The 22,042-nt window shown below is 64.5% G+C and carries 18 protein-coding genes and 1 pseudogene; 7 read left to right on the top strand and 12 right to left on the bottom strand.

Annotated features, from left to right (window positions below):
• Window positions 1-626: 626 nt before the first annotated feature.
• Window positions 627-3,125, bottom strand: coding sequence for an arylsulfatase (locus BJA_RS13205; RefSeq protein ID WP_011085452.1), 2,499 nt, complete (start codon window positions 3,123-3,125; stop codon window positions 627-629).
• Window positions 3,126-3,791: 666 nt separating this feature from the next.
• Between BJA_RS13205 and BJA_RS13210 the strand changes: the two genes are divergently transcribed.
• The 4 genes and pseudogenes from BJA_RS13210 to BJA_RS13225 all read left to right on the top strand — a co-directional run bounded on the left by BJA_RS13210 (window position 3,792) and on the right by BJA_RS13225 (window position 7,335).
• Window positions 3,792-4,865, top strand: coding sequence for a SphA family protein (locus tag BJA_RS13210; RefSeq protein WP_011085453.1), 1,074 nt, complete (start codon window positions 3,792-3,794; stop codon window positions 4,863-4,865).
• Between the two features lie 19 nt (window positions 4,866-4,884).
• Window positions 4,885-5,497, top strand: a pseudogene (locus BJA_RS13215) (SphA family protein); the annotation flags it as partial.
• Between the two features lie 1,021 nt (window positions 5,498-6,518).
• The gene (locus BJA_RS13220; protein WP_038965870.1) at window positions 6,519-6,893 is read left to right on the top strand and encodes a hypothetical protein; all 375 of its coding nucleotides are present in this window, start codon (window positions 6,519-6,521) and stop codon (window positions 6,891-6,893) included.
• A gap of 91 nt (window positions 6,894-6,984) precedes the next feature.
• Complete coding sequence (locus BJA_RS13225) at window positions 6,985-7,335, top strand: hypothetical protein (RefSeq protein WP_161536001.1); 351 nt, start codon at window positions 6,985-6,987, stop codon at window positions 7,333-7,335.
• Between the two features lie 504 nt (window positions 7,336-7,839).
• On the opposite strand, the gene BJA_RS13230 is transcribed toward BJA_RS13225, so the two are convergent.
• The 11 genes from BJA_RS13230 to BJA_RS13280 all read right to left on the bottom strand — a co-directional run bounded on the left by BJA_RS13230 (window position 7,840) and on the right by BJA_RS13280 (window position 18,714).
• Window positions 7,840-8,127: a YciI family protein gene (locus BJA_RS13230; protein WP_011085458.1), complete on the bottom strand. Its 288-nt coding sequence runs from the start codon at window positions 8,125-8,127 to the stop codon at window positions 7,840-7,842.
• A 76-nt stretch (window positions 8,128-8,203) separates the two neighbouring features.
• The gene (locus BJA_RS13235) at window positions 8,204-9,178 is read right to left on the bottom strand and encodes a sugar ABC transporter substrate-binding protein (protein WP_063921423.1); all 975 of its coding nucleotides are present in this window, start codon (window positions 9,176-9,178) and stop codon (window positions 8,204-8,206) included.
• Between the two features lie 42 nt (window positions 9,179-9,220).
• Window positions 9,221-10,198, bottom strand: coding sequence for an ABC transporter permease (locus BJA_RS13240; RefSeq protein WP_011085460.1), 978 nt, complete (start codon window positions 10,196-10,198; stop codon window positions 9,221-9,223).
• Window positions 10,195-11,145 (bottom strand): ABC transporter permease, encoded by a 951-nt coding sequence (locus BJA_RS13245; protein WP_011085461.1) that lies wholly within the window; start codon window positions 11,143-11,145, stop codon window positions 10,195-10,197. The genes BJA_RS13240 and BJA_RS13245 overlap by 4 nt, the downstream gene beginning before the upstream one ends.
• On the bottom strand, window positions 11,138-12,661 hold the full coding sequence (locus BJA_RS13250; RefSeq protein ID WP_011085462.1) for a sugar ABC transporter ATP-binding protein: 1,524 nt from the start codon (window positions 12,659-12,661) through the stop codon (window positions 11,138-11,140). The genes BJA_RS13245 and BJA_RS13250 overlap by 8 nt, the downstream gene beginning before the upstream one ends.
• A complete protein-coding gene (locus BJA_RS13255) occupies window positions 12,658-14,052 on the bottom strand; it encodes an FAD-linked oxidase C-terminal domain-containing protein (RefSeq protein ID WP_011085463.1) in 1,395 nt (464 codons plus the stop codon). The genes BJA_RS13250 and BJA_RS13255 overlap by 4 nt, the downstream gene beginning before the upstream one ends.
• Before the next feature lie 60 nt (window positions 14,053-14,112).
• The gene (locus BJA_RS13260; RefSeq protein WP_011085464.1) at window positions 14,113-14,997 is read right to left on the bottom strand and encodes an intradiol ring-cleavage dioxygenase; all 885 of its coding nucleotides are present in this window, start codon (window positions 14,995-14,997) and stop codon (window positions 14,113-14,115) included.
• Window positions 14,998-15,012: 15 nt separating this feature from the next.
• On the bottom strand, window positions 15,013-15,915 hold the full coding sequence (locus tag BJA_RS13265; RefSeq protein ID WP_011085465.1) for an NAD(P)-dependent oxidoreductase: 903 nt from the start codon (window positions 15,913-15,915) through the stop codon (window positions 15,013-15,015).
• Window positions 15,916-15,936: 21 nt separating this feature from the next.
• Complete coding sequence (locus BJA_RS13270; RefSeq protein WP_011085466.1) at window positions 15,937-17,310, bottom strand: amidohydrolase family protein; 1,374 nt, start codon at window positions 17,308-17,310, stop codon at window positions 15,937-15,939.
• A 4-nt stretch (window positions 17,311-17,314) separates the two neighbouring features.
• Window positions 17,315-18,394, bottom strand: coding sequence for a maleylacetate reductase (locus tag BJA_RS13275; RefSeq protein ID WP_011085467.1), 1,080 nt, complete (start codon window positions 18,392-18,394; stop codon window positions 17,315-17,317).
• Window positions 18,391-18,714: a Dabb family protein gene (locus tag BJA_RS13280; RefSeq protein ID WP_011085468.1), complete on the bottom strand. Its 324-nt coding sequence runs from the start codon at window positions 18,712-18,714 to the stop codon at window positions 18,391-18,393. The genes BJA_RS13275 and BJA_RS13280 overlap by 4 nt, the downstream gene beginning before the upstream one ends.
• A gap of 108 nt (window positions 18,715-18,822) precedes the next feature.
• Between BJA_RS13280 and BJA_RS13285 the strand changes: the two genes are divergently transcribed.
• From BJA_RS13285 to BJA_RS13295, 3 genes are read left to right on the top strand one after another with little or no spacing between them, the layout of a single operon-like run.
• On the top strand, window positions 18,823-19,746 hold the full coding sequence (locus tag BJA_RS13285; RefSeq protein WP_011085469.1) for a LysR family transcriptional regulator: 924 nt from the start codon (window positions 18,823-18,825) through the stop codon (window positions 19,744-19,746).
• A 45-nt stretch (window positions 19,747-19,791) separates the two neighbouring features.
• Complete coding sequence (locus BJA_RS13290) at window positions 19,792-20,259, top strand: MarR family winged helix-turn-helix transcriptional regulator (protein ID WP_028175557.1); 468 nt, start codon at window positions 19,792-19,794, stop codon at window positions 20,257-20,259.
• 46 nt (window positions 20,260-20,305) lie between these two features.
• Window positions 20,306-22,015 (top strand): FAD-dependent oxidoreductase, encoded by a 1,710-nt coding sequence (locus BJA_RS13295; protein WP_011085471.1) that lies wholly within the window; start codon window positions 20,306-20,308, stop codon window positions 22,013-22,015.
• Window positions 22,016-22,042 lie beyond the last annotated feature (27 nt).

The raw sequence follows: 22,042 nt of genomic DNA on the forward strand, positions 1-22,042 counted from the left end.
TCATCCCGTCGCCGGTGCCGTGCTCGCGATCACCTTGGTTGCAGCAATTTCGTTGGCGTCCTGGCAGAAGCTTCCTGCGAAGCACCGGCTTGCAGTCAAGAGCGATCGTCTCGAGCAAATCGATCCTCGTGACCTGGGGCTCGGTTGTGCGCAAGCCGTGTGGCCCTATGGATGTGCTTGGCAACTGCCTCCGGAAAGACGAGAGACGAAAAGGCACGTCCCAAAACGGCGGCAGGGATTGCTTTGGTTTTTCTCATGATCAGGCGCGAGGTTTTCACCGCAGCGGCTCGACCTTTGCAGCCATGTCGGGCGCACGGCTGACCCTGTAGGTCGCGTTGCCACACTTCAGCACCCACACGGCGTGGTCGGGCTTTGATCGTTGTCGATCCCTGACTGCACCGAGTGGCTTGTCACAGGCAAAGCCTTGCATGCGTATCTGCGCCGCGAGCATGCTCTGCGGCGTTTCCTGAGCGGTTTGGGCGGGCCCTGTCGTCAGTCCCATCGTGCTTGCCAGCACCAGTACACCAAGCGTCCTGTAAACGTTACCCTCCTGCTGTGACCGGGGACCTGCCTTCGCGAGCTTTGGCATGAATCATGTGGCCGGAACCTTCCGTTCGCCAACGAGCCTACTGCTTGTCTCGCATTGTCTTCGCGACCGTCTCCTTTTCTGCGGGCGACATCTCGTTCGGCCCGAGCTTCACGGTCAGCTTGTTGAGCTTGCCGGTGAAGCGGAATGGCACCTGGTAGTCCTGGTCATCCACCGACGTGCCGGTGTCGAGGCCGACGTTGAAGGTCTCATCCCACATCAGGGTTATGGGAAGACTGCGCGGCATCGGATGGCTGTCCACCACCTTGCCGTCCACCTTCAAGGTGCCGGTGCCGCCCTTGCCCAGGCCCGGTCCGTCATATTTCCAGTCGAACTCCAGCGTGTGCTTGCCCGGAGCGAGCGTCTCCTTGGCCTGCCACTTGACGCGCTCCAGGGCGACCAGATTCCAGGTAAACACCGGCCGGCCCTTCAGCAGGTAGAAGCCGTAGCCGGCGAACCGGCCGCCGTCGGTCATCAGCATGCCGTCGCCGCCGCCTTGGGGAACGTCGACCTCGGCGGTGACCGTGTACGACCGGTTCAGCAGGCTCGGCGCGGAGCCTGTTTCCGGGAACGGCACGTTGCTCAGCTCACCCGAATAGGTGAATTGGGTCCGGCCCGGAGCGTAGCTCGGCTTGTGCGAAATGAACCTGGTCAAACGCGTGTCGTCGAGCGGGAACACCTGGTACTTCGCAGCTTCCATGGTGAACAATTGCTGCATGTCGCGCAGCTTGTCCGGCATCTTGGCGGCGAGGTCGTTCGACTGCGTCCAGTCTTCGTTGATATTGTAGAGCTCCCAACGGTAGGCGTTCATGACGTCCGAGGGCGGCTCCGCCAAACTGAGGTCCCAAGGCGGGCTCAGCGGAGGCGTCGAGGCCATCCAGCCATCCTGATAAACGGCCCGCTTGCCGAACATTTCGAAGTACTGCGTCGTCCTCCGGCTGGGCGCGCTGCCACCTTCCCAGGTGTAGGCCATGCTCACGCCTTCGATCGGCTTCTGAGCGATGCCGTTGACCGTCACCGGCTCGGGGACGCCAACCGCCTCGAGGATTGTCGGCACGACGTCGATTACATGGTGGAATTGGTGACGGATGCCGCCAGCGTCCTTGATCCGCGCCGGCCAGGCCATGGCCATGCCGTTGCGGGTGCCGCCGAAATACGACGCGATCTGCTTGGTCCATTTGAAGGGCGTATCCCAGGCCCACGCCCAGCCCACCGCGTAGTGGGGGTAGGTCTGGTCGGAGCCCCAGGCGTCATAGAACTTCATGTTCATTTCGACCGTCGGGTGCACGGCGTTGGCAACCGCGAACTCGTTGTAAAGACCATGGAGCGTGCCCTCCGGGCTCGCGCCGTTGTCACCGCTGACGTAGATGACGAGCGTGTTGTCGAGCTTGCCGGTGTCCGCGATGGCCTGGATGACACGACCAATCTCGTAGTCGGTGTAAGCTAGATACGCAGCATAGACGTCGGCTTGCCGGGTGTAGAGCTTCTTCGCCTCGGGCGAAAGCGTATCCCACTTCGGGATGCTGTCCGGCCAGGCCGTTAGCTGCGCGTTCTGCGGAATCACACCCAGTCGTTTCTGGTTAGCGAAGATCTGTTCACGCAGGTCGTTCCAACCCTTGTCGAACAGATGCAAATCGCTGATCTTCTTGATCCACTCGGGCGTCGGATGGTGCGGCGAGTGCGTGCCGCCGGGCGCGTAGTAGATCATGAAGGGACGGTCGGGCTGGACGTCGTTCAGCATCTTGATGCGCCCGATCGCCTCATCGGCCATCGCGGTGATCAGATTCCAGCCGGGATTTCCCTGGAAGGGTTGGATCGGAGTGGTGTTGCGGAAGAGATTGTTCGGCTGCCATTGGCTCGTGTCATCGCCTGGGAAGCCGTAAAAGTAGTCGAAGCCCTTGATGGGTCCGGTCGGCCAGTTGTGGAAGGGGCCAGCCTGGCTCGCCTCCCACTGCGGCAGGTTGTGGTCCTTGCCGTACCACGAGGTGTCGTAGCCGTGCTGCCGAAGGATCTCGCCGATGGCGACGGCATCGCGCGGGATGATGCTGTTGTAGCCGGGGTAGCCGGTCGCCTGATCGACGACGACGCCAGTGCCCACGGAGTGATGGTTGCGGCCGGTGAGGAGTGCAGCGCGCGTTGGCGAGCACAGCGCCACGGTGTGGAACGCCGTGTAGCGCAGACCCGTTTGGGCGATACGGTCCAGCGCCGGCGTCGGGATCACGCCGCCGAACGTGCTTGGCGCGCTAAAGCCGACATCGTCCGTCATGATCAGAAGCACATTGGGCGCGCCCTTTGGCGGGACAATGCGCGCCGGCCAGTACGGCTTCGATTGCACGGCGTTGGGATTGATCTCGCCCCTGAACGGCTGCGGCGGATTTGGCAGGTACCTGCCGTCGATCGTGGTCGTCGCCCCGGGCGAACCGGGAGTGCCAGTGGTTTGCTGGGCGTTGGCGTTGAGGGCTGTCAACGGCATCAGCAAGAGAGCAGCGAGCAGAAAGCGCGAACTAATTCGGCGATGCAGGTTCGAGGCGCTCATCATTGGCTAACTCCCGAAAACCGAACTGATCTGACTTGGCTGGAAGCCGAAATCTTCTCTCCTGGTCGGCGGTACGTAGCCCCTACGTGAACCTCGGGGCAGTTTCCGTCTTAATCTGATCAAGACGGATCGCGCGCGAGCGGTGCTTTGAGCAGCTCGTGGCGTTATGTTTGCGGTGCAAATGCTGGAGGCGTGACGGTGAAGGCAGCGATCAGCGCAATAAGTATCTTGCGAGTATCCATTGCAATATACTCCGAACACGCGCGAATACTCTACTTCGGATCGCATCCGGCTGTCGAGCGCTGATCCAACTCGATGACACCCGAACGATGCCGGAGACATGAGCGACACAAACGGCTGAGGTTTGCTCGCTTATCATCCCGCACGAGTGCGTGACGAATGTCACAGCGACTTAACCAAGAGCGTTCGATGTGGCCGCCGCCTCTGGCAGGGGCACTATCTTGCAGTCTTCTTGCTACACACGGGCGCTGCTTGCCTAGATATGGATACCTCCGGTCAACGATGCTGTCGGTAATCCTACGGGCCAGCGGCGATGCTGAGTGCCTTTAGCGCAACATGTTGAGCCGAATCTGACGAAGTCGTTACCTTGGAACGAGACATTGAATCGCCGATCGATACACTGTCATTCGTCGGCGGGAGGACGAGCGGATGAAGCGGTACCTATCCGAACCAAAGTCTCATTGTCGGCTTATTCGCGCAACGATCGGTCTGGCTGTGGCATTGGCCGGAGTCTCGTCCGACCCAGCATATGCCGACGAGGATGGCGTTTCATACTGGCTTCCGGGGCGCTTCAGCAGCCTCGCGGCAGTCCCTGCGGTCCCCGGCTGGTCGATGGCCGAGGTCTATTATCACACCAGCGTGTCGGCCTTCGGTAACGCAGCCGCGGCAAGAGAAATCCGCGTCGGCCGGATCCCCGCTAACGTCAATGTCGATTTGAATCTGCGTTTAAACGCGCAGGCGGACCTTGTCCTGCTCAACCCGACCTACACGTTCGCGACGCCGGTACTTGGCGGACAATTGGCAATCGGCATCACCGGCTTGTTTGGCCGATCCGCCGCAACCCTCGACGGAACGCTGACAACAGCGGTCGGGCCCTTTGTGACGACCCGCACGGGGACCCTCTCTGATTCAATCACCTCGGTGGGCGATCTGTATCCGCAAGCAACGCTGAAGTGGAACGCCGGCGTCCACAATTTCATGACCTATTTGACCGGCGACATTCCTGTTGGCGCCTACTCTCCAACCCGTCTTGCTAACCTCGGCATCGGACACGGCGCGATCGACGGCGGCGGCGGCTACACCTATTTCAATGAGAAGGCGGGGCACGAATTTTCCGCAGTCGCCGGGTTCACCTACAATTTCAAGAATCCTGACACGCAATATCGGAATGGCGTCGATTTCCACATCGATTGGGGTGCTTCGCAGTTCCTCTCGAAGCAGCTCTTCGTCGGGCTGGTCGGCTACTACTATCAACAGGTCACGGACGATTTTGGTCAGCCCCCGATCCTTGGGGGTTTTCGGTCGCGCGTGGTGGGAGTCGGTCCTCAGATCGGATACCTGTTTCCGGTCGGTGACCTGCAGGGGTATTTGAACCTGAAAGGGTACGGCGAGTTTGCCGCAGAAAATCGGCCAGCTGGCTGGAATACGTGGCTGACTTTCTCGCTGTCGCCAATGGCGCCGACCAGCACGGTCGCGCCGACGCGAAGGATCGTGACGAAGTAAACGCGGCCTACGTTCGTCATCGCGCTTCGATTCTCTCAGCGGTTCAGTGACGGGCTTTGGCGACCTGATCCCCAGTTCGCAATGCGCCGGAATGCGGGCGTCAACAACTACATGACCTAGTCGTGGGTGACATCCCTGTCGGCGCTTACCAGTCCGCGCGCCTCGCCAATATCGGGCTCGGACATGGGACGATCGATGCAGGCGGTGGCTACACCGATTTCAATCCGCAGACCGGCCATGAACTCTCTGGCGTGCTCGGCTTCACCTACAATTTCAAGAACACTGACACGCAGTATCAATGCGGCGTCGGCATGTACTTCGACTGGGGCGCCTCTCAAATCCTGACCAAGCCAATCCAGGTCGGTCTGGTGGGCTACGTCTATAAGCAGCTCGGTTGCGATAGCGGCTCCGGCGATCGCCTCGGCTGCTTCCGCTCGCAGGTCGCGAGCGTCGGCCGGCAAGTCGGGTTCATCTTTCCGGTTGGCGACATGCAGGGTTATCTGAACCTGAAGGCCTACAAGGAATTTGCCGCGGAAAACCGGCCCGACGGCTGGAATGCCTGGGTGACGTTTGTCATCTCGCCGGCAGCGCCTGCGCCGACCGCGCCACCGAAGCGGATGACTACAAAGTAGTACCCACATCGCGCTGACGATCTCTCTGGAGACCAGCGGCAACACCTGTTGCGCGCATCATCAAGGCTGACGCCCATGGGCGGTCGGCCTTTGCTTCCCATTCAAGAGCGCGAGTCGTTTGAGATGGATCAAACCGATTGATCGCGGCTCATCGATTATTGACAACGAGGAAAAAAGGGCATCCGGGCGTGTACTGCTTCGAGGAGGCAGGCCATGGCGCAACAAGTACTGGGTGGGACTGCCGAAAACCTCGGCCTTGAGGGCCGCGACGTCGGCGAAGCAAAGTCGACTTTCGATCGCTTGTTGAGAGCTTATTTCGCAAGGCTGGTCGGAGAGTTTCCGGCGCTGAGCGACGTCAGCCACGAGCCTCCCCCTGGTCGACGAAATCGCCACTCCCCCTCGAACGAGCCGCACGTAGCGCGCGACGGAGTGGCGTAGCTCTCGCGCCCTGCGCAATGCGGGAACGCCGACGTGAGCTTGATCTGGATCAAGGCCGGTCCCGTAACGTCGTGCCCCGTTATGCCCGACGTTCGCCGAGTGCCGGAGAGTTCACATGTCTCTTGCTGCATCACGTGCCCGCACCGTGTTTCGTCCGTCGCAATCGCGGGCACAGCACTCGCTCCGGCGACTATCCCCATCCGCCTTGTTACCGAACGACGGGCCGTTTGACCGGCGCGGTCGGTTTACCGCCTGCGCCCGGCCAGCAAAGGAGCGCTGATCCCATGAAGAAGACGTGCTTGCTTACCGTCCTTTGCGGGCTTGAGGTTGTCCTGGTCACGGCCGCCCTCGCCAAGGCGCCGCACGCAAAGATCGCGGCGGCCGCCGATGTTCGCCGGCCTGCTCCTCCGGCGGTTAGCTGCGGGAACGGCTTCATCTGCAGGCAAGACCTCTTCGATCGCAACAACCGGAGCAACCTGCGATCCGATTGGCCCGGTCCCCCGGCTCAACCGGGGCAATTCTAGCGCGGTGCCTCGTGGTGGCAGTTCAGGGGGGCATTTGATAGAGTTTGAAGGAGGTCAAGATGACGATGGCAGCATTATCCGCAGCGCTCCTCGGGACCCAACTGCTCGTGATGCCCGTCTCCGATCGCGTCCCCGAATTGAAGGTAGAGGCGACGTGCCAGGCGACCACAGCTGATGACAAGGCAATGGGGCTTGCCCTTTCCCAGAGCTTCGCAGACTGCATGCGCGATGAGTTGGCTGCGCAGCAACAGCTCAGCACGGTGTGGAGCGCTGCGCCAAATCCCCTTCGCGATAGCTGCGAAGGGGAAGCCTCGGCCGGCGGAAGTCCGAGCTATGTCGATCTTCTCACCTGTATCCAAATGGCGGAGTGGGTGAAGTCGCCCTCGACGGCACCGCGTTTGAGAGGAGCGAGCAAGAACCGAAATTCGCAGTGATCCGGCGCTCGCTCGCGGAGCGCAACTCGCTTTTATTGGAAGCCCATTCGACAGGGGCTCTCCTGATCATTTGAACGAAGGAGTGATTTGTATGAAACATTTTCCGATCGTTGTCGCCGTGATGACAGCTGCGCTTGCGCCGACTCCTGTGTCAGCCCAGTCGATCAATCTGACCGGCATCTACAAATGTGTCCGAATGTGCCAGGGAAATTTGCCGGCTTACATTACCCAAAACGGGACTGAACTTAATCTCCTGACGGAAGCGGGGCAGCCGTCCCGCGCGTGGCCCGACTGGTACTGGCCGGCAACCCGGATCTGGATCGACGCATTCAACCAGAGTGCGGTCTATTCGCCGGATGGCATGCTCATTCAGTTCGACAATGGCACCATCTGGCAGCGCGATTTGGGGCCCGTCCCGCCACCGCCGCGCTCTCGCCGGTAAGAGACGGCAGGTGGCAAATTTCGCCATCGGTGCGCCCGTCGCTGTTGGGCGCAAGACTCGAAACGAATAGCGATTCAACAACGGAAGAAGGAGGTCGACCATGAAACATACCTGCAGAAACTGGTGCTTTGGAGCTGCCATTATTGCCGTCGCCGCGATCGGTTCCGTGCAATGGTCGCACGAGCGTGGTCTGTCATTTTCGGTCGACAGCGCGCAGGCGAGGGTGGGACGGCCGGCGACGCCCGCAAGTGTTGCCGGAGTCGCGCGACGGACCACGCGCCGGGCTGTCGTGGGCGGGGCGGTAGCGGCAGGGGCTGCGGCCACCGTCGTGGCGCCGGCATGCGCCCGTGTGCTGGTGAACGGAGTATGGGTCTGTCGCTAGGCAGCGCAAACGATCGAAATCTGATCTATTCACCGAATAACGGCACGAGCAGCAAGGCACATCAGAGATGTCAATATGACGACTGCGCGGCGGGTTGCCCGGTGCAGTGTTGCCGAGGCCGCTCAACCCTGGCGGCGTAGAAAGCCCGTGATCGTGACCTTGTCCCAGATGCCGGCCGCGGCGAAGGGATCGGCGCGGTTGAAGGCTTCGACCTCCGCTCGGCCCGGCGCCTCGATCAGAAACAGGCTGCCGATCATGGTTGCGCCGTCGTCGGAGACGAGCGGCCCCGACATCACGATCTTGACGCCGAAGCGCGAGGTGTCGCTGAGGAAGGTCTTGTGGGCGTCGTAATTGGCGAGCCGGGTCGGCAGCGCGCCGGTGCGGTCGATGGCATGAATGGCGAACAGCATGGTGTCTCCGTTTATGTCTTGGTCTTCTTGGGACGGCCGCGGGTGCGGCCGTCCGTGCTTGTGATGATCGGTTGGGTTACTTGGCGCCGAGCTTGCCGGCGTCCTCGAAGGTCGGGCAGGTCCGCTGCTCCAGCGGCACGTCGAACGGCTGGAAATTGTCCTTGGTGATGACGGTCGGCTTCAGCACGATCTCGCCGATGACGGGCTGACTGCGCAAGGAGCGGATCGCCATCATGGTGCCGAGGCAGCCTTGCGCAAATCCGTTGTAGTCGCCGCTCGCGAGCAGCTTGCCGGACTTGATCGCGTCGATCGCCTCCTTGGTGCCGTTGATGCCGATCACCTGCGCCTTGCGGTTGGCGCCGTCGAGCGCCTCGATCGCACCGACCGCCATGGCGTCGTTGGCGGCCAGCACGCCGTCGATCTGCGAATTCGACTGCATCAGGTTTTCCATCACCTGGAGCGCCTGGAGCCGCTGGTAGTTGCCGGGCTGCGAGGCCAGCAGCTTGGCGCCCGCGTTTTCCTTCAGCGCGTCGTTGAAGCCGCGGACGCGGTCGACATTGGTCAGGGAGCCCTTGACGCCCTCGATGATGACGATGTTGCCCTTGCCACCCAGCGTCTTGAGCAGGAAGCGTGCGGTTTCCAGCCCAAGGCTGTAATCGTCGGCGCCGACGAAGGACAGGAATTTTCCGCCGGCCGAGCGGTCGGTGATGTTGACGACGGGGATCTTGGCTTCGTTGATCTTCTCGACCCCCGGCACCATCGCCTTGTAGTCCACCGGCGTGAAGACGATGGCGCTCGGCTTCTTCACCACGACGTCCTCGATCTGGCTGAGCTGCTCGGGGATCGAGTCCGGCTTGGTCGGGATGTACTGCAGCGTCTTCGCGTTCAGCGCTTTCGCCATGTTGTCGGCGCCGACCCGCACCGTCTGGAAGAACGGGTTGGTCTGGTTTTTGGTGAAGACGGCGATGGTCTCGCCGTCGGCACGCACCTCGGTGGTGATCGCGGCCGCCATCAGCAGCGGCAGCGCCAGATAGCCCAGTTTCAGTCTCATGTTGCCTCCATCCCTCATTTTGCTTGTTGGAACTCTAGGAACTCATTGCGCGCGGCGGCGGGTCTTCATGTCGAGCCAGACCGCGAGGATGACGATGACGCCGGTGACGAGCGGCTGCCAGTTGGCGCTGACCGAGAGCAGGTTCATGCCGTTCAGCACCAGCGTCAGGATCAACGCGCCGATGAAGGTGCCGAACACGGTGCCGACACCGCCGAACAGCGAGGTGCCGCCGATCAGCACGGCCGCGATTGCCGGTAGCGTCAGGCTCTCGCCGATGTCGGCCTCGGCCGAATTGAGCCGCGACAGGAAGATGATCGAGGCGAGCCCCGCCATGGTGCCGGAGACGGCATAGACCAGCAGCAGGCGCCGCGCGACCGGAATGCCGGAGAGCCGCGCCGCGACCGGATTGGCGCCGATCGCGTAGATCTCCTGGCCCCAGATCGTGCGCTGGGCAAACAGCGTTCCGATGCCGAGGAAGACCAGCAGCAGGTAGACCGGGATCGGCAGGCCGAACAGATAGCCGCTGCCGATCTGGCGGAAGCCTGCCGGAAAACCGTGAAGGGTCTCGCCCGCCATGTACCAGTAGGTCAGGCCGTTCAGCACCCAGAGCATGCCATAGGTCGCGATGAAGGAGGGGATGCGCAGCGCGGTGACCATGACACCGTTGAGAAGGCCGACGATGCCGCCGCAGGCAAGGCCGGTGAGGATGCCGAGTGCCGGCGAGCCGGTCTTGTGGATCACGGTTCCGGCGATACAGGCCGACAGCGCGACATTGGCGCCGACGGAGAGATCGAGGCCCGCGGTCAGCACCACCAGCGTCAGGCCGGAGGCGATGAAGAAGGTCAGGCTCGCCTGCCTCAGCACATTGAGGATGTTGCCGAGGCTCAGGAAGGAATCGCTGAGCACGGCCAGCACGGCGCAGATCAGCAAAGCTGCGAGCAGGCGATAGAACACCTGGATCGCGTCCTGCGACAGGAAGGAGCGGGGCGGCACGATCGCCTCCTTGGTGATGTCGGTCATGCGCGGCTCCGCAGGCCGTCGAGGAATAGTGCGACGATGACGAGGACGCCGACGCTTGCGACCTGCACCGACGAAGGCATCGAGATCAGGTTGAGCCCATTGCGAAGCACGCCGACCGCGATCACGCCCAGCAACGTGCCAAGCAGCCAGCCATTGCCGCGCTCAAACGAGGTGCCGCCGACCGCGACCGCTGCGATCGCATCGAATTCAAGGCCGAGGCCCGCGGTCGGATGACCTGAATTCATCCGCGCGGTCATCAACAGGCCCGCGATGCCGGCCATGGCGCCGCCGAGCGCATAGACCGCGATCAGCAGCTTGTTCGGCGAGAGGCCGGCATAGCGCAGCGCCTCGCGGTTGCCGCCGAGCGCGAAGATGTAGGTGCCGAAGCGGGTGTGATAGAGCAGGCCGTGAAACGCGGCGTAAGTCACCAGCGCCATCACGATCGGCACGGGAACGCCGAGCAGCGTCGCCGAGTAGATGTCGCGCACGCTGTGAGGAATGCCGACCACGCTCTGGCCGTCGCTGACGATCAGCGATAGGCCCTGGGCCATGCCGAGCGTGCCGAGCGTCGCGACGAAGGGCGGAATGCCGAGAATGGCAACCAGCCAGCCGTTGACGGTGCCGAAGGCCGCGCCGACCAGCAGGCCGGCACCTAAGCCCAGGAGCATCGACTTGGTCGCGAGCGACACGATCGCGACGCAGAGCGAGGTCAGCGTCAGCACTGCACCCATCGACAGGTCGAGCCCCTCGGTCATGATGATCAGGGTCATCGGCAGCGCGAGCATGGTGAGGATGGTCGACTGCACCAGCACGTTGGAGAGGTTGGCGACCGACAGGAAGCCGGGTGCGATCGCGCTGAACAGCGCGATCAGCAGCACCAGCACGATGGCAACGCCGGGAATGCGTTGCAGCGGATTGGGCTCGGAAACGACCGCAGCTTCACGCATGATGCATCCCCAGTCGCACGATGTTCTCCTCGGTCAGTTCGTTGCGCGTCAGGTGTCCCGCGATGCGGCCCTCGCGCATCACATAGGCGCGGTCGCAGACATGGCAGATCTCGACCTGCTCGGACGAGATCATCAGTGCGGCGGCGCCTTCCGCGACCAGGCGGTCGATCAGCGCAAAAATCTCGGACTTGGCGCCGATGTCGATGCCTCGCGTCGGCTCGTCGAAGATGAAGAGCTTCGAGCCGGCGGCCAGCCACTTGCCGATCACGACCTTCTGCTGGTTGCCGCCCGAGAGCAGGCCGACGGTCTGGCGCGCGCTGGGCGTCGCGATCCTCAGCTGCCGGATCAGGCCGTCGGAGGTGCGCTGCGCCGAACGCTGGTCGAACAGTCCGCTCGGGAACAGTTTTCGCAGCGCCGACACCACCAGATTGTCGCTCACCGACCGCAGCAGAGCGAGGCCCTCGCTCTTGCGGCTCTCCGGGATCAGCGCGATGCCGCGGCGGGCGGCGAGATCAGGCTCGCCGGAGATGGTCTTGCCGTCGAAGATGATCTCGCCGGAGCTGACGGGATCGGCGCCGAAGATGGCGCGCGCGACTTCGCTGCGGCCGGAGCCGACCAGGCCGCACAGGCCGACGATCTCGCCCCGGCGCACCTCGATGTTGATGTCGGAGATCCCGGTCGAGGAGCTCAGGCCCTTGACCTGCAGCAGTACCTCGCCGGGCTTGTCGGCGAAATTGCGCGGATAGGTCATGTCGACGGTGCGTCCGACCATCATGCGGACGAGCTGGTCCGGCGTGACGTCGGCCGGGCGGACGCCGTCGATGCGGCGGCCGTCGCGCAGCACCGTGATGCGATCGCCGAGCGCGAACACCTCCGCCATGCGGTGCGAGATATAGACGATCGACACGCCGTCGGCTTTCAGCCGCGCGATCAGCGCGAACAGGAGCTCGGTCTCGCGGTCGGACAGCGCCGCGGTCGGCTCGTCCATGACGAGGATGCGTGCGTTCTGGCTGATCGCCTTGGCGATCTCGACCATCTGCTGCTGCGCCACCCCGAGCTTGTCCACGATCGTGGAGGGATCGATGTCGAAGCCGATGGTGCCGAGCACGCGTTTGGCGTCGGCGAGGATCTTGCTCCGGTCGATCGTGCCGGGGATGCGGCCCTTCGGCTCGCGGCCGAGGAAGATGTTCTGGGCGATGTCGAGATGGGGGACCAGCGAGAACTCCTGGAAGATCACGGCAATGCCGAGCTTCTGTGCATCCGCGGCCGAGCCGATCGCGACCTTCTCGCCCTTGTAGTAGAACTCGCCGGCATCGGCGCGGTAGGCGCCGCACAGCACCTTCATCAGGCTCGACTTGCCGGCGCCGTTCTCCCCCAGCAGCATATGGACTTCGCCGGGGAAGACGGCAAAGGACACGTCATCCAGCGCCTTGACGCCGGGAAACTCCTTGCTGATGCCGCGCAGCTCGAGCAGCGGCGTGGGTGAGGTGACCTCGATCGGAAGCGCGTCGCTCATGCCTTGGCTCCGCCCGCAAAGATCTTTCCGGGATTCATCAGTCCATCAGGATCGAGCGCGGTCTTGATCGCTCGCATCACGTCCACGGCCTCGCCGAGCTCGTCAGCGAGATAGTCGATCTTGCCGAGCCCGATGCCGTGTTCGCCGGTGCAGGTGCCGTCCATGGCAATGGCGCGGGCGACCATGCGGGCCTGGAGCGCCTTGGCGCCCTCAGCTTCGTCCGGTTTTGCCGGATCGATCAGGATCAGCATGTGGAAGTTGCCGTCGCCGACATGGCCGACGATCGGCGCGGTGAAGCCGTGCTCGTCCGCGTCGCGTCGCGTCTCGGTCAGGCATTCCGCCAGCCGCGAGATCGGCACGCAGACATCGGTGATCACGGCGCGCGCGCCGGGCCGGAGGCCCAGGCCCGCATAGAGCGTGTTGTCGCGGGCGTGCCAGAGCCGGCTGCGGTCTTCCTGCGCCTTGGCCCAGGCAAATCCATGACCGCCATGGTCGGCGGCGATCGCCTCTGCGGCCTCGGCCTGCTCGGCGACGGAGGCCTCGGAGCCGTGGAATTCGAAGAACAGGGTCGGGGCCTCGCGATAGCCGAGCTTTGCGTAGGCATTGATGCCGCGCATCATGACGTCGTCGAGCAGCTCGATGCGCGCCACGGGGATCGCGGACTGGATCACGGAGATCGCGGTGTCCACGGCATTGTGCAGGGTGTCGAAGCTGCAAACCGCGGCCGAGATTGCCTGCGGCACGGGATGCACCTTCAGCGTGATCTCGGTGATGAGCCCGAGGGTGCCTTCGGCGCCGACGAACATGCGCGTCAGGTCGTAACCGGCGGCCGACTTGCGGGCGCGCCTGGCGGTCCGGATCACGCGCCCGTCGGCCAGCACCACCTCCAGCGCCATGACGTTGTCCTTCATGGTGCCATAGCGCACCGCCATGGTGCCGGAGGCCCTCGTCGATGTCATGCCGCCGATCGAGGCATCGGCGCCGGGATCGATCGGGAAGAACAGGCCTGTGCCGCGCAGCTCCGCATTGAGCTGCTTTCGCGTGATGCCGGGCTGCGCCACGACGTCCATGTCGCTGTCGTGCACGGCCAGCACCTTGTTCATGCGCGCGAAGTCGAAGCAGACGCCGCCGGCGACCGAAGCCGCATTGCCCTCGAGCGAGGTGCCGGCGCCGAACGGGACGATCGGCATGCCCGCGCTTGCGCACAGCTTCACGATGTCGACCACTTCCTGCGTGGTTTCAGGAAAGACGACGATGTCGGGCGGCAAATTGCGATAATGCGACTCGCTCTGGCCGTGCTGATCGAGCACGCCGCGCGCGACGCTCGCGCGCGGGCCGATCATGCCGGTGAGGCGATCGGCCAATGCTACTGTGCTGACCCGCGGTCCCATCCTTGCTCCCTGTCTGCCCCGATGACGGACTCTTGCCGGTCCGCTGCGTTGTGGTTCGGCTTAGGCGGCTCTTGCGCTGCTCGCAACCTGCTTCAGGCCGAAATCGTAGTTGAGATGGAAATAGTCGCTGTCCACCATGCGACCATCCGGCGCACGCCCGGCCGGGTGGCGGACGAACTCGCGGATCAGGCTGTCCTTGACGCCGAACACCACATCGCTGTCGAGATATTTGTCGCCGGCGACGAACACATGGGTCACGAGCTGCTCGAAGCCGGGCGCCGAGATCATGAAATGCACATGCGCCGGACGCCAGGGATGGCGGCCCTGCACCTCCAGCATCTCGCCGACCGGGCCGTCATGCGGGATCGGATAGGCGGCCGGCTTGATCGACCAGAAATGGAAGCGGCCATTGGCGTCGGTGTGGAAGCGCGCGCGCATCGCGAGATCGCCGATCTGGTCGAGCTGCTGCACGTCGTAATAGCCGTCATCGTCGGAATGCCAGACGTCGACGACGGCGCCCGCCAGCGGACGTCCGTCGACGGTCGAGACCGAGCCGGTGACCAGCATGGGATCGCCTTCCATGGGACCGGAGATGTCGGCGCCGATGTCCTTCTCCGGCGCGGCCTGGACGAAGAACGGGCCGAGCACCGTGGTCTCGGTCGCACCTTCCGGCACCGGGTGGTTGATCGCGTCGACCAGCATGGAGACGCCGAGCGTGTCCGACAGCAGGATGAACTCCTGGCGCTTGTCGTCGCACATGTGGCCGGTGCGGGTCAGGAAGTCGATGCCGTATTCCCATTCCTTCTGGGTCGGGCGGACCTCGCGGACGAAGGCGTGAAGGTGGCGCACCAGCGCCTCGCTGACCTGCTTGATGCGCGGATCGGTTGCGCCTGCGATCCGCTCCAGCACCGCCTCCGTGATCGTGGTCTCGTTGAAGTTACGCATGGATGTCTCCGTTGATCAGAGCTTCGGTTCGCCGAGGCCGGACAGCCGCTCGAGATGCTTGACGGTCGCGATGAAGTCGGCCTCGCCGTCGCCTTGCGCCACCAGCGAGCCATAGGTCTCGCGCACTTGGGCAGCGAGCTGCAGCGGCACGCCGACGGCGTGGCCGGCGCCGAGAATGAGATCGAGGTCCTTGGCCATCTGCTTGCAGGAGAAGGTCGATTCGAAATCCCGCGTTCGAAGCGGCGCGGTCTTGTACTTCACCATCGGCGAGGCCACCGCGCTGTCGTCGAGCACCTTCAGGATGTCCTGCCAGGCGATGCCGCCCTTGCGCGCCAGCGCCAGGCTCTCCGCCATCATCGCGGCCGACACCGCGATCATCAGGTTGACCGCGAGCTTGGCGTAACGGGCCTCCTCGGCGGGCCCGAGATAGGTCCGGGCGCGGGTGAAGGCGGCGAACAACGGTTTTGCGTTGTCGAAGGCGTCCTTCGGACCCGAGACGAAGCAGGTCAGCGCGCCGGTGTGGACGATGCTGGCGTTGCCGGAGACCGGCGCGCGCAGATAGAGAACGCCGCGCGCCTGCGCGCTGGCCGCAACTTCGGTGGAGGCCTCGACACTCACGGTGCTGGTCTCGATCAGAACGGCTCCGGGGGCCATCGCGGCGATGACGCCGGCGGGGCCGAGCAACGCGCCGCGCAAGGCCGTGTCATCCGGCAGCGACGTGATGACCGCTTCCTTGCCGCTCACGGCGTCGTCCGGTGAGGCTGCAATCGAAATGCCCTGTGCTCGCGCCTCGTTGGTCCGTGCCGCGCTCCGATCGAACGCGGTGACGGCATAGCCGGCCTTGGCGACAAGCACCGACATCGGCAGGCCCATCTTGCCGATTCCGATAAAGGCTACATTCCTTGAAGCGTCAGTCATTGTTGTTGTCCATTGGCGCCTTCAGGCGGCGCGTCCCTGTCGTTCGATATCCTGCACCAGCCGCCGGCCCGATTGCGCCAGCAGCTCCTTCTTCGCCTCCAGCCCCTCGACCAGCAGCCGGCCGCTCCGCTTCTTCCACGCGCCGCCGATCATGACGGACTCGATGTTGGCGAGGCTCGTCTGCATCACGACGGTCGCGACGGGATCGTGCACCGGGACGAGATTGAGATCGGATGCGTTGATGATGACGAGGTCGGCGAGCTTGCCCGGCGTCAGCGAGCCGATCTGGCTCTCCCGGCCGAGCATGCGCGCGCCTTCCATCGTGATCCAGCGCAGCGCCTCGCGCACGGGGATGGTGGTGGTCGCAGGAATGGTGCCGCTGCCCCGGCGCGACTCCGCATTGTCGAGTGCCCGCTGCATCGAGAGCGCGACGCGCGCGGCGGAGAAGAGATCGCCGGCCAGCACGGATTCCAGATCAATGCCGATCGTCGGCCGGACGCCGCGCTTCAGCAGCCGTCCCGTGATCGGGAAGCCGTGGCCCTGGATCATCTCGTTCTCTGGCGTGACCGAGAACGACACGCCGAGATCGACCATCCGGTCGAGGAGATCGTCGGGCAGATCGTTGCCGTGGACGATATTGACGCCGGCGCCGACGAGGCCGGCCGCGATCAGCTTCTCCCAGCCATCAGGCGTCTTGGCCGGACCGCCGCCCTGGTGCATCGAAGCGATCAGCTTCAGCTCCCGCGCCAGGCGGAAGTCGTGCATGGCGACGTCGAGCGTCGAATAATGCGGACCCAGAATGGCGAGCCCGAGCGTGACGAGACCGTCGCGGTCGGCGAGGGGGCCGGCGAGCAGCCGCTCGACCTCGCGGCGCGGATGCGGCACTTCCGAGAAATGCGGCTCGCCGGGCTTCGGCTCCGGCTTGGGCGAGCCGTGGAAGAACGCGGCGCGGATGCCACTCTCGATCAGGCCGCGCACGGCGGCATCGGTGTGATCGGGCGTCGGATTGTTGTGGCACCAGTCGACCAGCGTGGTGGTGCCGCAATTGATCTGGTTCAGCGCGCCGACCAGCGTGGCGATGTAGATGTCGTCGGGCCGGAACACGGTCGCGAGCCCGGCGTGCATGCGCCGGAAATATTCGAGCAGCGTCCAGTTCGCGGCATAGCCGCGTAAGCCCGTCTGCCAGGTGTGCATATGCGCGTTGACAAGGCCGGGGATGACGATGCGCCCCTTGCCGTCGACGATTTCGGTCTCGGCCGCGCCGCTGCCGAGGTCGATCGACGGCCGCACGTCAACGATGCGGCTGCCTTCGACCAGCACGTCGCCGGTGCGGAGGTCGCCGATCGCATCATCCATGCTGATGATGGTGGCGGATCTGATCAGCGTGCGCCGCATCGCTTCAAGCCACAGCTTTGGTGGTAACAGGCGGCTCGCCGGCCCAGGCGCGCGCGATCAAGTCGCGGATGGCGCCCCGCTCGAGCGGCCGCGGATTCCAGTAGGCGTTGGTGACGGCGAGATCGGCCGCCTTATCGATGCCGCTCTCGGGCATGCCGACATCGCGTAGCGCCAGTTTTGCACCCAGCCGCTTTGCGAGCTCGTAGAGTCCCTGCGACGCATCGGCCGCGCCGATCGCGCGCGCGACGCGCGCCATCGCCTCGGGCACGGCGGGGGCGTTGTAGGCCAGCGCATGCGGCAGCACGATGGTGTGCGTCTCGGCGTGCGGCAGATCGAAGGTGCCGCCGAGCGTGTGGCAGAGCTTGTGATGCAGCGCCATGCCGACCGTGCCGAGGCAGACGCCGCACAGCCAAGCGCCATAGAGCGCCTCGGTGCGGGCCTCGCGATCGTCGCTTCTGGCGGCAACGGCGGGCAGGGCACGCGCGAGCGCGCGAATGCCTTCTTCCGCCATCAACGAGGTGACGGGATTGGTGTCGCGCGCGTAAAGCGCTTCGACCGCATGCGCGATCGCGTTGATGCCTGACGTCGCAGCCAGGCTCGCCGGCAGCGTCAAGGTGAGATCGACGTCGTAGATCACGGTCTCCGGCAGCACGGCCGCATCGCGCACCGTGGTCTTCAGGCCGTTCTCGGTCTGGCCGACGATCGGCGTCATCTCCGAGCCGGCATAGGTGGTGGGGATGCAGAGCTGGTTGACGCCGGTGCGCAAGGCGAGCGCCTTGCCGAGGCCCGTTGTGGATCCGCCGCCGAGCGAGACCACGCAATCGGCATCGCACGCCTTCATCGCCGCGAGCGCCCGCTCGGTAACGTCGACCGGCGTATGCATGGTGGCGCCCGGAAAGATGCCGGCATAGAGCGGGCCGAGCGCTGTCCCTAAGCTCTTGCCCTGCGCCTCCTGCTGCGGCGTCGTCAGCACCAGTGCGCGCTTGCCGCCGAGCCGCTCCACCTCGGCCTTGGCATTAGCCAACGTTCCGCTGCCGAACACGACGCGGCAGGGCAGGTTTTCGAAGGTGAACGAACCGATCATGCGCCGGTCTCTTTGATGGGATAATCGACCTGAAAGCGGCCGATCCGCAAGTCGCCAAGCGCCTCGCGCACGCGCATGTGCTCCGGGTGGGTGGCGTAGGCCGCAAGCGCGGCCTGGTCGGTGAATTCGGAGAACAGCACGACGTCGCAGGCGTAATCGACAGCGCTGACGTCGAGGCCGACTTCGATATGGGTGAGGCCGTCGATCCGGCCGCGCAGGCCCTCGAACAGGGTCTTGACCTTGGCCCGGGCGGCGGACCGCTCCTCGGGGGTCTCCCCGCGCAGCCGCCACATCACGATGTGCCTGATCCGGCCCGACATTTCCCAGTTTCCTCGCCTGTCATCTTGCTTGTGTTGGACCCATTTTGGCTTGCGGGATACGGAAATAAAGGCCAATATTTGTAAGTCTCTTTTCCTAAAAGTGGAAAAATGGATCGCCTGCTCCAACTTGAGGTGTTCGCCAAGACGGCCGAGCTCGGCAGCCTGTCCAAAGCCGCCGAGGCCTTGCGCATGTCGAACGCGGCCGCGAGCCGCCATCTCAGCGCGCTCGAGGAGCGCCTCGCCGTTCGCCTGATCGAGCGCAACACGCGCCGCCTGTGGCTGACGGAGGCGGGGCAGGAGTTGCTGGAGCGGTCCAGCCGGGTGCTGAGCGAACTGGCGGAAGCCGAGGACATCGTCAGCGATCGCGCGCTGTCGCCGCAGGGCATGCTGCGGGTCACGAGCTCGCTGTCCTTTGCGGTGATCTATCTGGCGCCGATGCTGCCGGCCTTCCGCGCGCGCTATCCGAAGCTCAACATGCAGATCACCACCGCCAACCGCTATCCTGACTTCATCGAGGCGGGCATCGACGTGGCGATCCGCACGCGCGAGCAGGAGCCGGATTCGAACATCATCGTCCGCCGCATCGGCCAGATGCGTCGCGTGCTGGCAGCCGCGCCCTCCTATCTCGCAAGCGCAGGCGAGCTGGAACAGCCCGCCGATCTCGCGCGCCACAACATGCTCGTCTACAACCTTGCGAACGATCCCTATTCGCTGCGCCTGCGCAAAGGCAATGGCGCGCAGACGGTGCGCATCACGCCGACGCTCGACAGCAATGACGGCCAGGTCATCCGCGGCGCGGCGCTGGCGGGTCTCGGCATCCTCATCCAGCCGCTCTACATCGTCCAGAGCGATATCGCGGCGGGCCGTCTCGTCCCGGTCCTGCTGGATTGGGAGCTGCCTCTGCTCACCATGAACATCGCCTACCAGAACCGTGCCGGGCTGCCGGCCAAGATCAGGGCCTTTTCCGACTTCCTCGTCACCCACATCCGCGAGCATTCGCAGCCGGGGATATGGATGGACGCGGCGAAGTAAGTGACAGACATTGAAATCCCGACTGTTTCCGAGAAGGCATATCCATTGAAATCCAGGACATCCGGGACGGCGTGGCGGCATGCCAATATCGGCCGCCTGCTCAACAACGCGGTGCGACGTTTCGAAGGCCGCGTGCTCGAATTGATGAGCGAGCGGGGGCATGACGAGACGCGCATCGCCCATGTCAGTCTCACCCGCAATCTCGACGTGGAGGGGACGCGGCTCACGGAGCTCGCCCGCCGCGCGTCGATGAGCAAGCAGGCGATGGGCGAGCTGGTCGATCAATGCGCCGAGCTCGGATTGGTGGACCGCATCGCCGATCCGACCGACCGGCGCGCGCGCATCGTCATGTTCACGCCGGCCGGACGCAAATGGCTCGATGCGTTCCGCGATGCCGTCGACATCGCCGAGCAGGAGATGCGCGCCGAGCTCGGCAAGGCGACGATGGAGGCGATCTTGAAGGGACTGGCGGTCTATGGCGCGCAGTTCGACACGCTCGACGACGCCGAATAGTCAGGCTACTTGACGATATCGTCAGGCAACCTTACCATGCAAGATAATGCTGGTAGGGAGAAGCGCCTTGGAAACACGTCTGACGGCCGCCGTGCTCATCGTAGGCGGGGGCCCATGCGGGCTGATGCTGGCCAACGAACTCGGCCGCCGCGGCGTGTCCGCGATCCTGGTCGATGAAAAGCCGGGCACGGCGTTCAATCCGCAAGCCAATGCGACGCAGGCGCGCTCGATGGAGCATTATCGGCGGCTGGGTTTTGCCGACGAGATCAGGCGCGAAGGCCTGCCGGCCGATTATCCGACCGACGTCGCGTATTTCACCCGCTACACCGGCTATGAACTGGCGCGGTTTGCATTGCCGTCGTCCTCGCGCGCGAGCGAACTCGTCAAGGGCCTGTCCGGCTCCTGGAGTGCCGCGGAGCTGCCGCATCGCGTCTCGCAGAAATACGTCGAGGCGGTGCTGCGCCGGCACGCCGAACGGCTTCCCGGAATAAAGCTCAACTACGGTCATCGTCTCATCGGCTACACCGAGAGCGATGACGGCATCGTCGCCGACATCGAATGTCTCGACGATAACAGCCGCTTTCAGGTTCAGGCAGATTTCCTGGTCGGCGCGGACGGGCCGCGCTCGCAGGTCCGGCAATCGCTCGGCATCGTCTATGGCGGCGAGACCGGGACGCAGCGCGACTTCATGGGGGGCCGCATGCTGGCGGTCTATGTCCGTTCGCCGGAGTTCTACGCCAGCATCCCGCATGCCAAAGCGTGGATGTATAATTGCTTCAACGGCGACCGCCGCGCCTTCATGGCCTCCGTGAACGGGCGCGACGAATTCGCGTTTCACACCCAGCTCCGGCCGGGCGAAGACGAGAGCTCGATCACGGTCAACGAGGCCAAGGCGGCGTTCCAGCGCGCCTGCGGCGCGCCGATCGCATGCGAGGTGTTGTCGTTCCTGACCTGGACCGCCGGCCACGCGCTGGTCGCGAATGCGATGCAGCGGGGCAGGGTGTTCCTTGGCGGCGATGCGGCGCATCTGTTCACGCCGACTGGAGGCCTCGGCTACAACACCGCGATCGAGGATGCGGTCAATCTCGGCTGGAAGCTCGCAAGCGTCGTCAAGGGCGTGAGCCCGGCCGCGCTGCTCGACAGCTACGAGGTCGAGCGGCGTCCGGTGGCGCTTCGCAACACCGACTATGCGCGCCGCTTCGCCGACTCCCTCGGCCTGTTCGCGCCCGCGCCGGAGATCGAGGACGCCACTGACGCCGGCGGCGAGGCGCGGCGGATCGCGGGCGTCTATCTCGAGCAGCACGCCCGCGCCGAGTTCAACATCCCCGGCATCACCTTCGGCGGACGTTACGACGGTTCGCCGATCATCGTCTCCGACGGCAGCCAGCCGCCGCCGGACGCCGCGAATGTCTACGTTCCGAGCGCCTGTCCCGGCGGCCGCGCACCGCATGCGTGGCTGGACGACGGCGTGTCCTTGTACGACCTGTTCGGTTTCGAGTGGACGCTGCTCCAGTTCGGCGACGTCACGTCCGGCCATGCTCCGCTCGGTGAGACGGCCCGCGCGCTCGGCGTCGACGTAAAGCTCGTCACGCTGCCGAAGTCCCTGCGCGATCTCTACGAGGCGGACCTCGCTCTGATCCGTCCGGACCAGATCGTGGCCTGGCGCGGCAGCGCATCGCAGGCCGGGACGATCGGACGCGTTCTTGCCCGCGCGCTCGGGCACGGCGCGGGCGATGGCGCGCGGCTGGCAAGCTGATCTGTTCCCGCGGCCACATCCAACCCG

The organism is Bradyrhizobium diazoefficiens USDA 110 (assembly GCF_000011365.1).
GTDB classification, from domain to species: Bacteria; Pseudomonadota; Alphaproteobacteria; order Rhizobiales; family Xanthobacteraceae; genus Bradyrhizobium; species Bradyrhizobium diazoefficiens.

Bases quoted from the DNA above. Each gene is read 5' to 3' on its own strand.
- BJA_RS13210 (WP_011085453.1), top strand. From the start codon at position 3,792: ATGAAGCGGTACCTATCCGAACCAAAGTCTCATTGTCGGCTTATTCGC.
- BJA_RS13220 (WP_038965870.1), top strand. From the start codon at position 6,519: ATGACGATGGCAGCATTATCCGCAGCGCTCCTCGGGACCCAACTGCTC.
- BJA_RS13245 (WP_011085461.1), bottom strand. From the start codon at position 11,145: ATGCGTGAAGCTGCGGTCGTTTCCGAGCCCAATCCGCTGCAACGCATT.
- BJA_RS13265 (WP_011085465.1), bottom strand. From the start codon at position 15,915: ATGACTGACGCTTCAAGGAATGTAGCCTTTATCGGAATCGGCAAGATG.
- BJA_RS13230 (WP_011085458.1), bottom strand. From the start codon at position 8,127: ATGCTGTTCGCCATTCATGCCATCGACCGCACCGGCGCGCTGCCGACC.
- BJA_RS13275 (WP_011085467.1), bottom strand. From the start codon at position 18,394: ATGATCGGTTCGTTCACCTTCGAAAACCTGCCCTGCCGCGTCGTGTTC.
- BJA_RS13205 (WP_011085452.1), bottom strand. From the start codon at position 3,125: ATGATGAGCGCCTCGAACCTGCATCGCCGAATTAGTTCGCGCTTTCTG.
- BJA_RS13295 (WP_011085471.1), top strand. From the start codon at position 20,306: ATGCTGGTAGGGAGAAGCGCCTTGGAAACACGTCTGACGGCCGCCGTG.
- BJA_RS13235 (WP_063921423.1), bottom strand. From the start codon at position 9,178: ATGAGACTGAAACTGGGCTATCTGGCGCTGCCGCTGCTGATGGCGGCC.
- BJA_RS13260 (WP_011085464.1), bottom strand. From the start codon at position 14,997: ATGCGTAACTTCAACGAGACCACGATCACGGAGGCGGTGCTGGAGCGG.
- BJA_RS13225 (WP_161536001.1), top strand. From the start codon at position 6,985: ATGAAACATTTTCCGATCGTTGTCGCCGTGATGACAGCTGCGCTTGCG.
- BJA_RS13250 (WP_011085462.1), bottom strand. From the start codon at position 12,661: ATGAGCGACGCGCTTCCGATCGAGGTCACCTCACCCACGCCGCTGCTC.
- BJA_RS13255 (WP_011085463.1), bottom strand. From the start codon at position 14,052: ATGGGACCGCGGGTCAGCACAGTAGCATTGGCCGATCGCCTCACCGGC.
- BJA_RS13285 (WP_011085469.1), top strand. From the start codon at position 18,823: ATGGATCGCCTGCTCCAACTTGAGGTGTTCGCCAAGACGGCCGAGCTC.
- BJA_RS13270 (WP_011085466.1), bottom strand. From the start codon at position 17,310: ATGCGGCGCACGCTGATCAGATCCGCCACCATCATCAGCATGGATGAT.
- BJA_RS13240 (WP_011085460.1), bottom strand. From the start codon at position 10,198: ATGACCGACATCACCAAGGAGGCGATCGTGCCGCCCCGCTCCTTCCTG.
- BJA_RS13280 (WP_011085468.1), bottom strand. From the start codon at position 18,714: ATGTCGGGCCGGATCAGGCACATCGTGATGTGGCGGCTGCGCGGGGAG.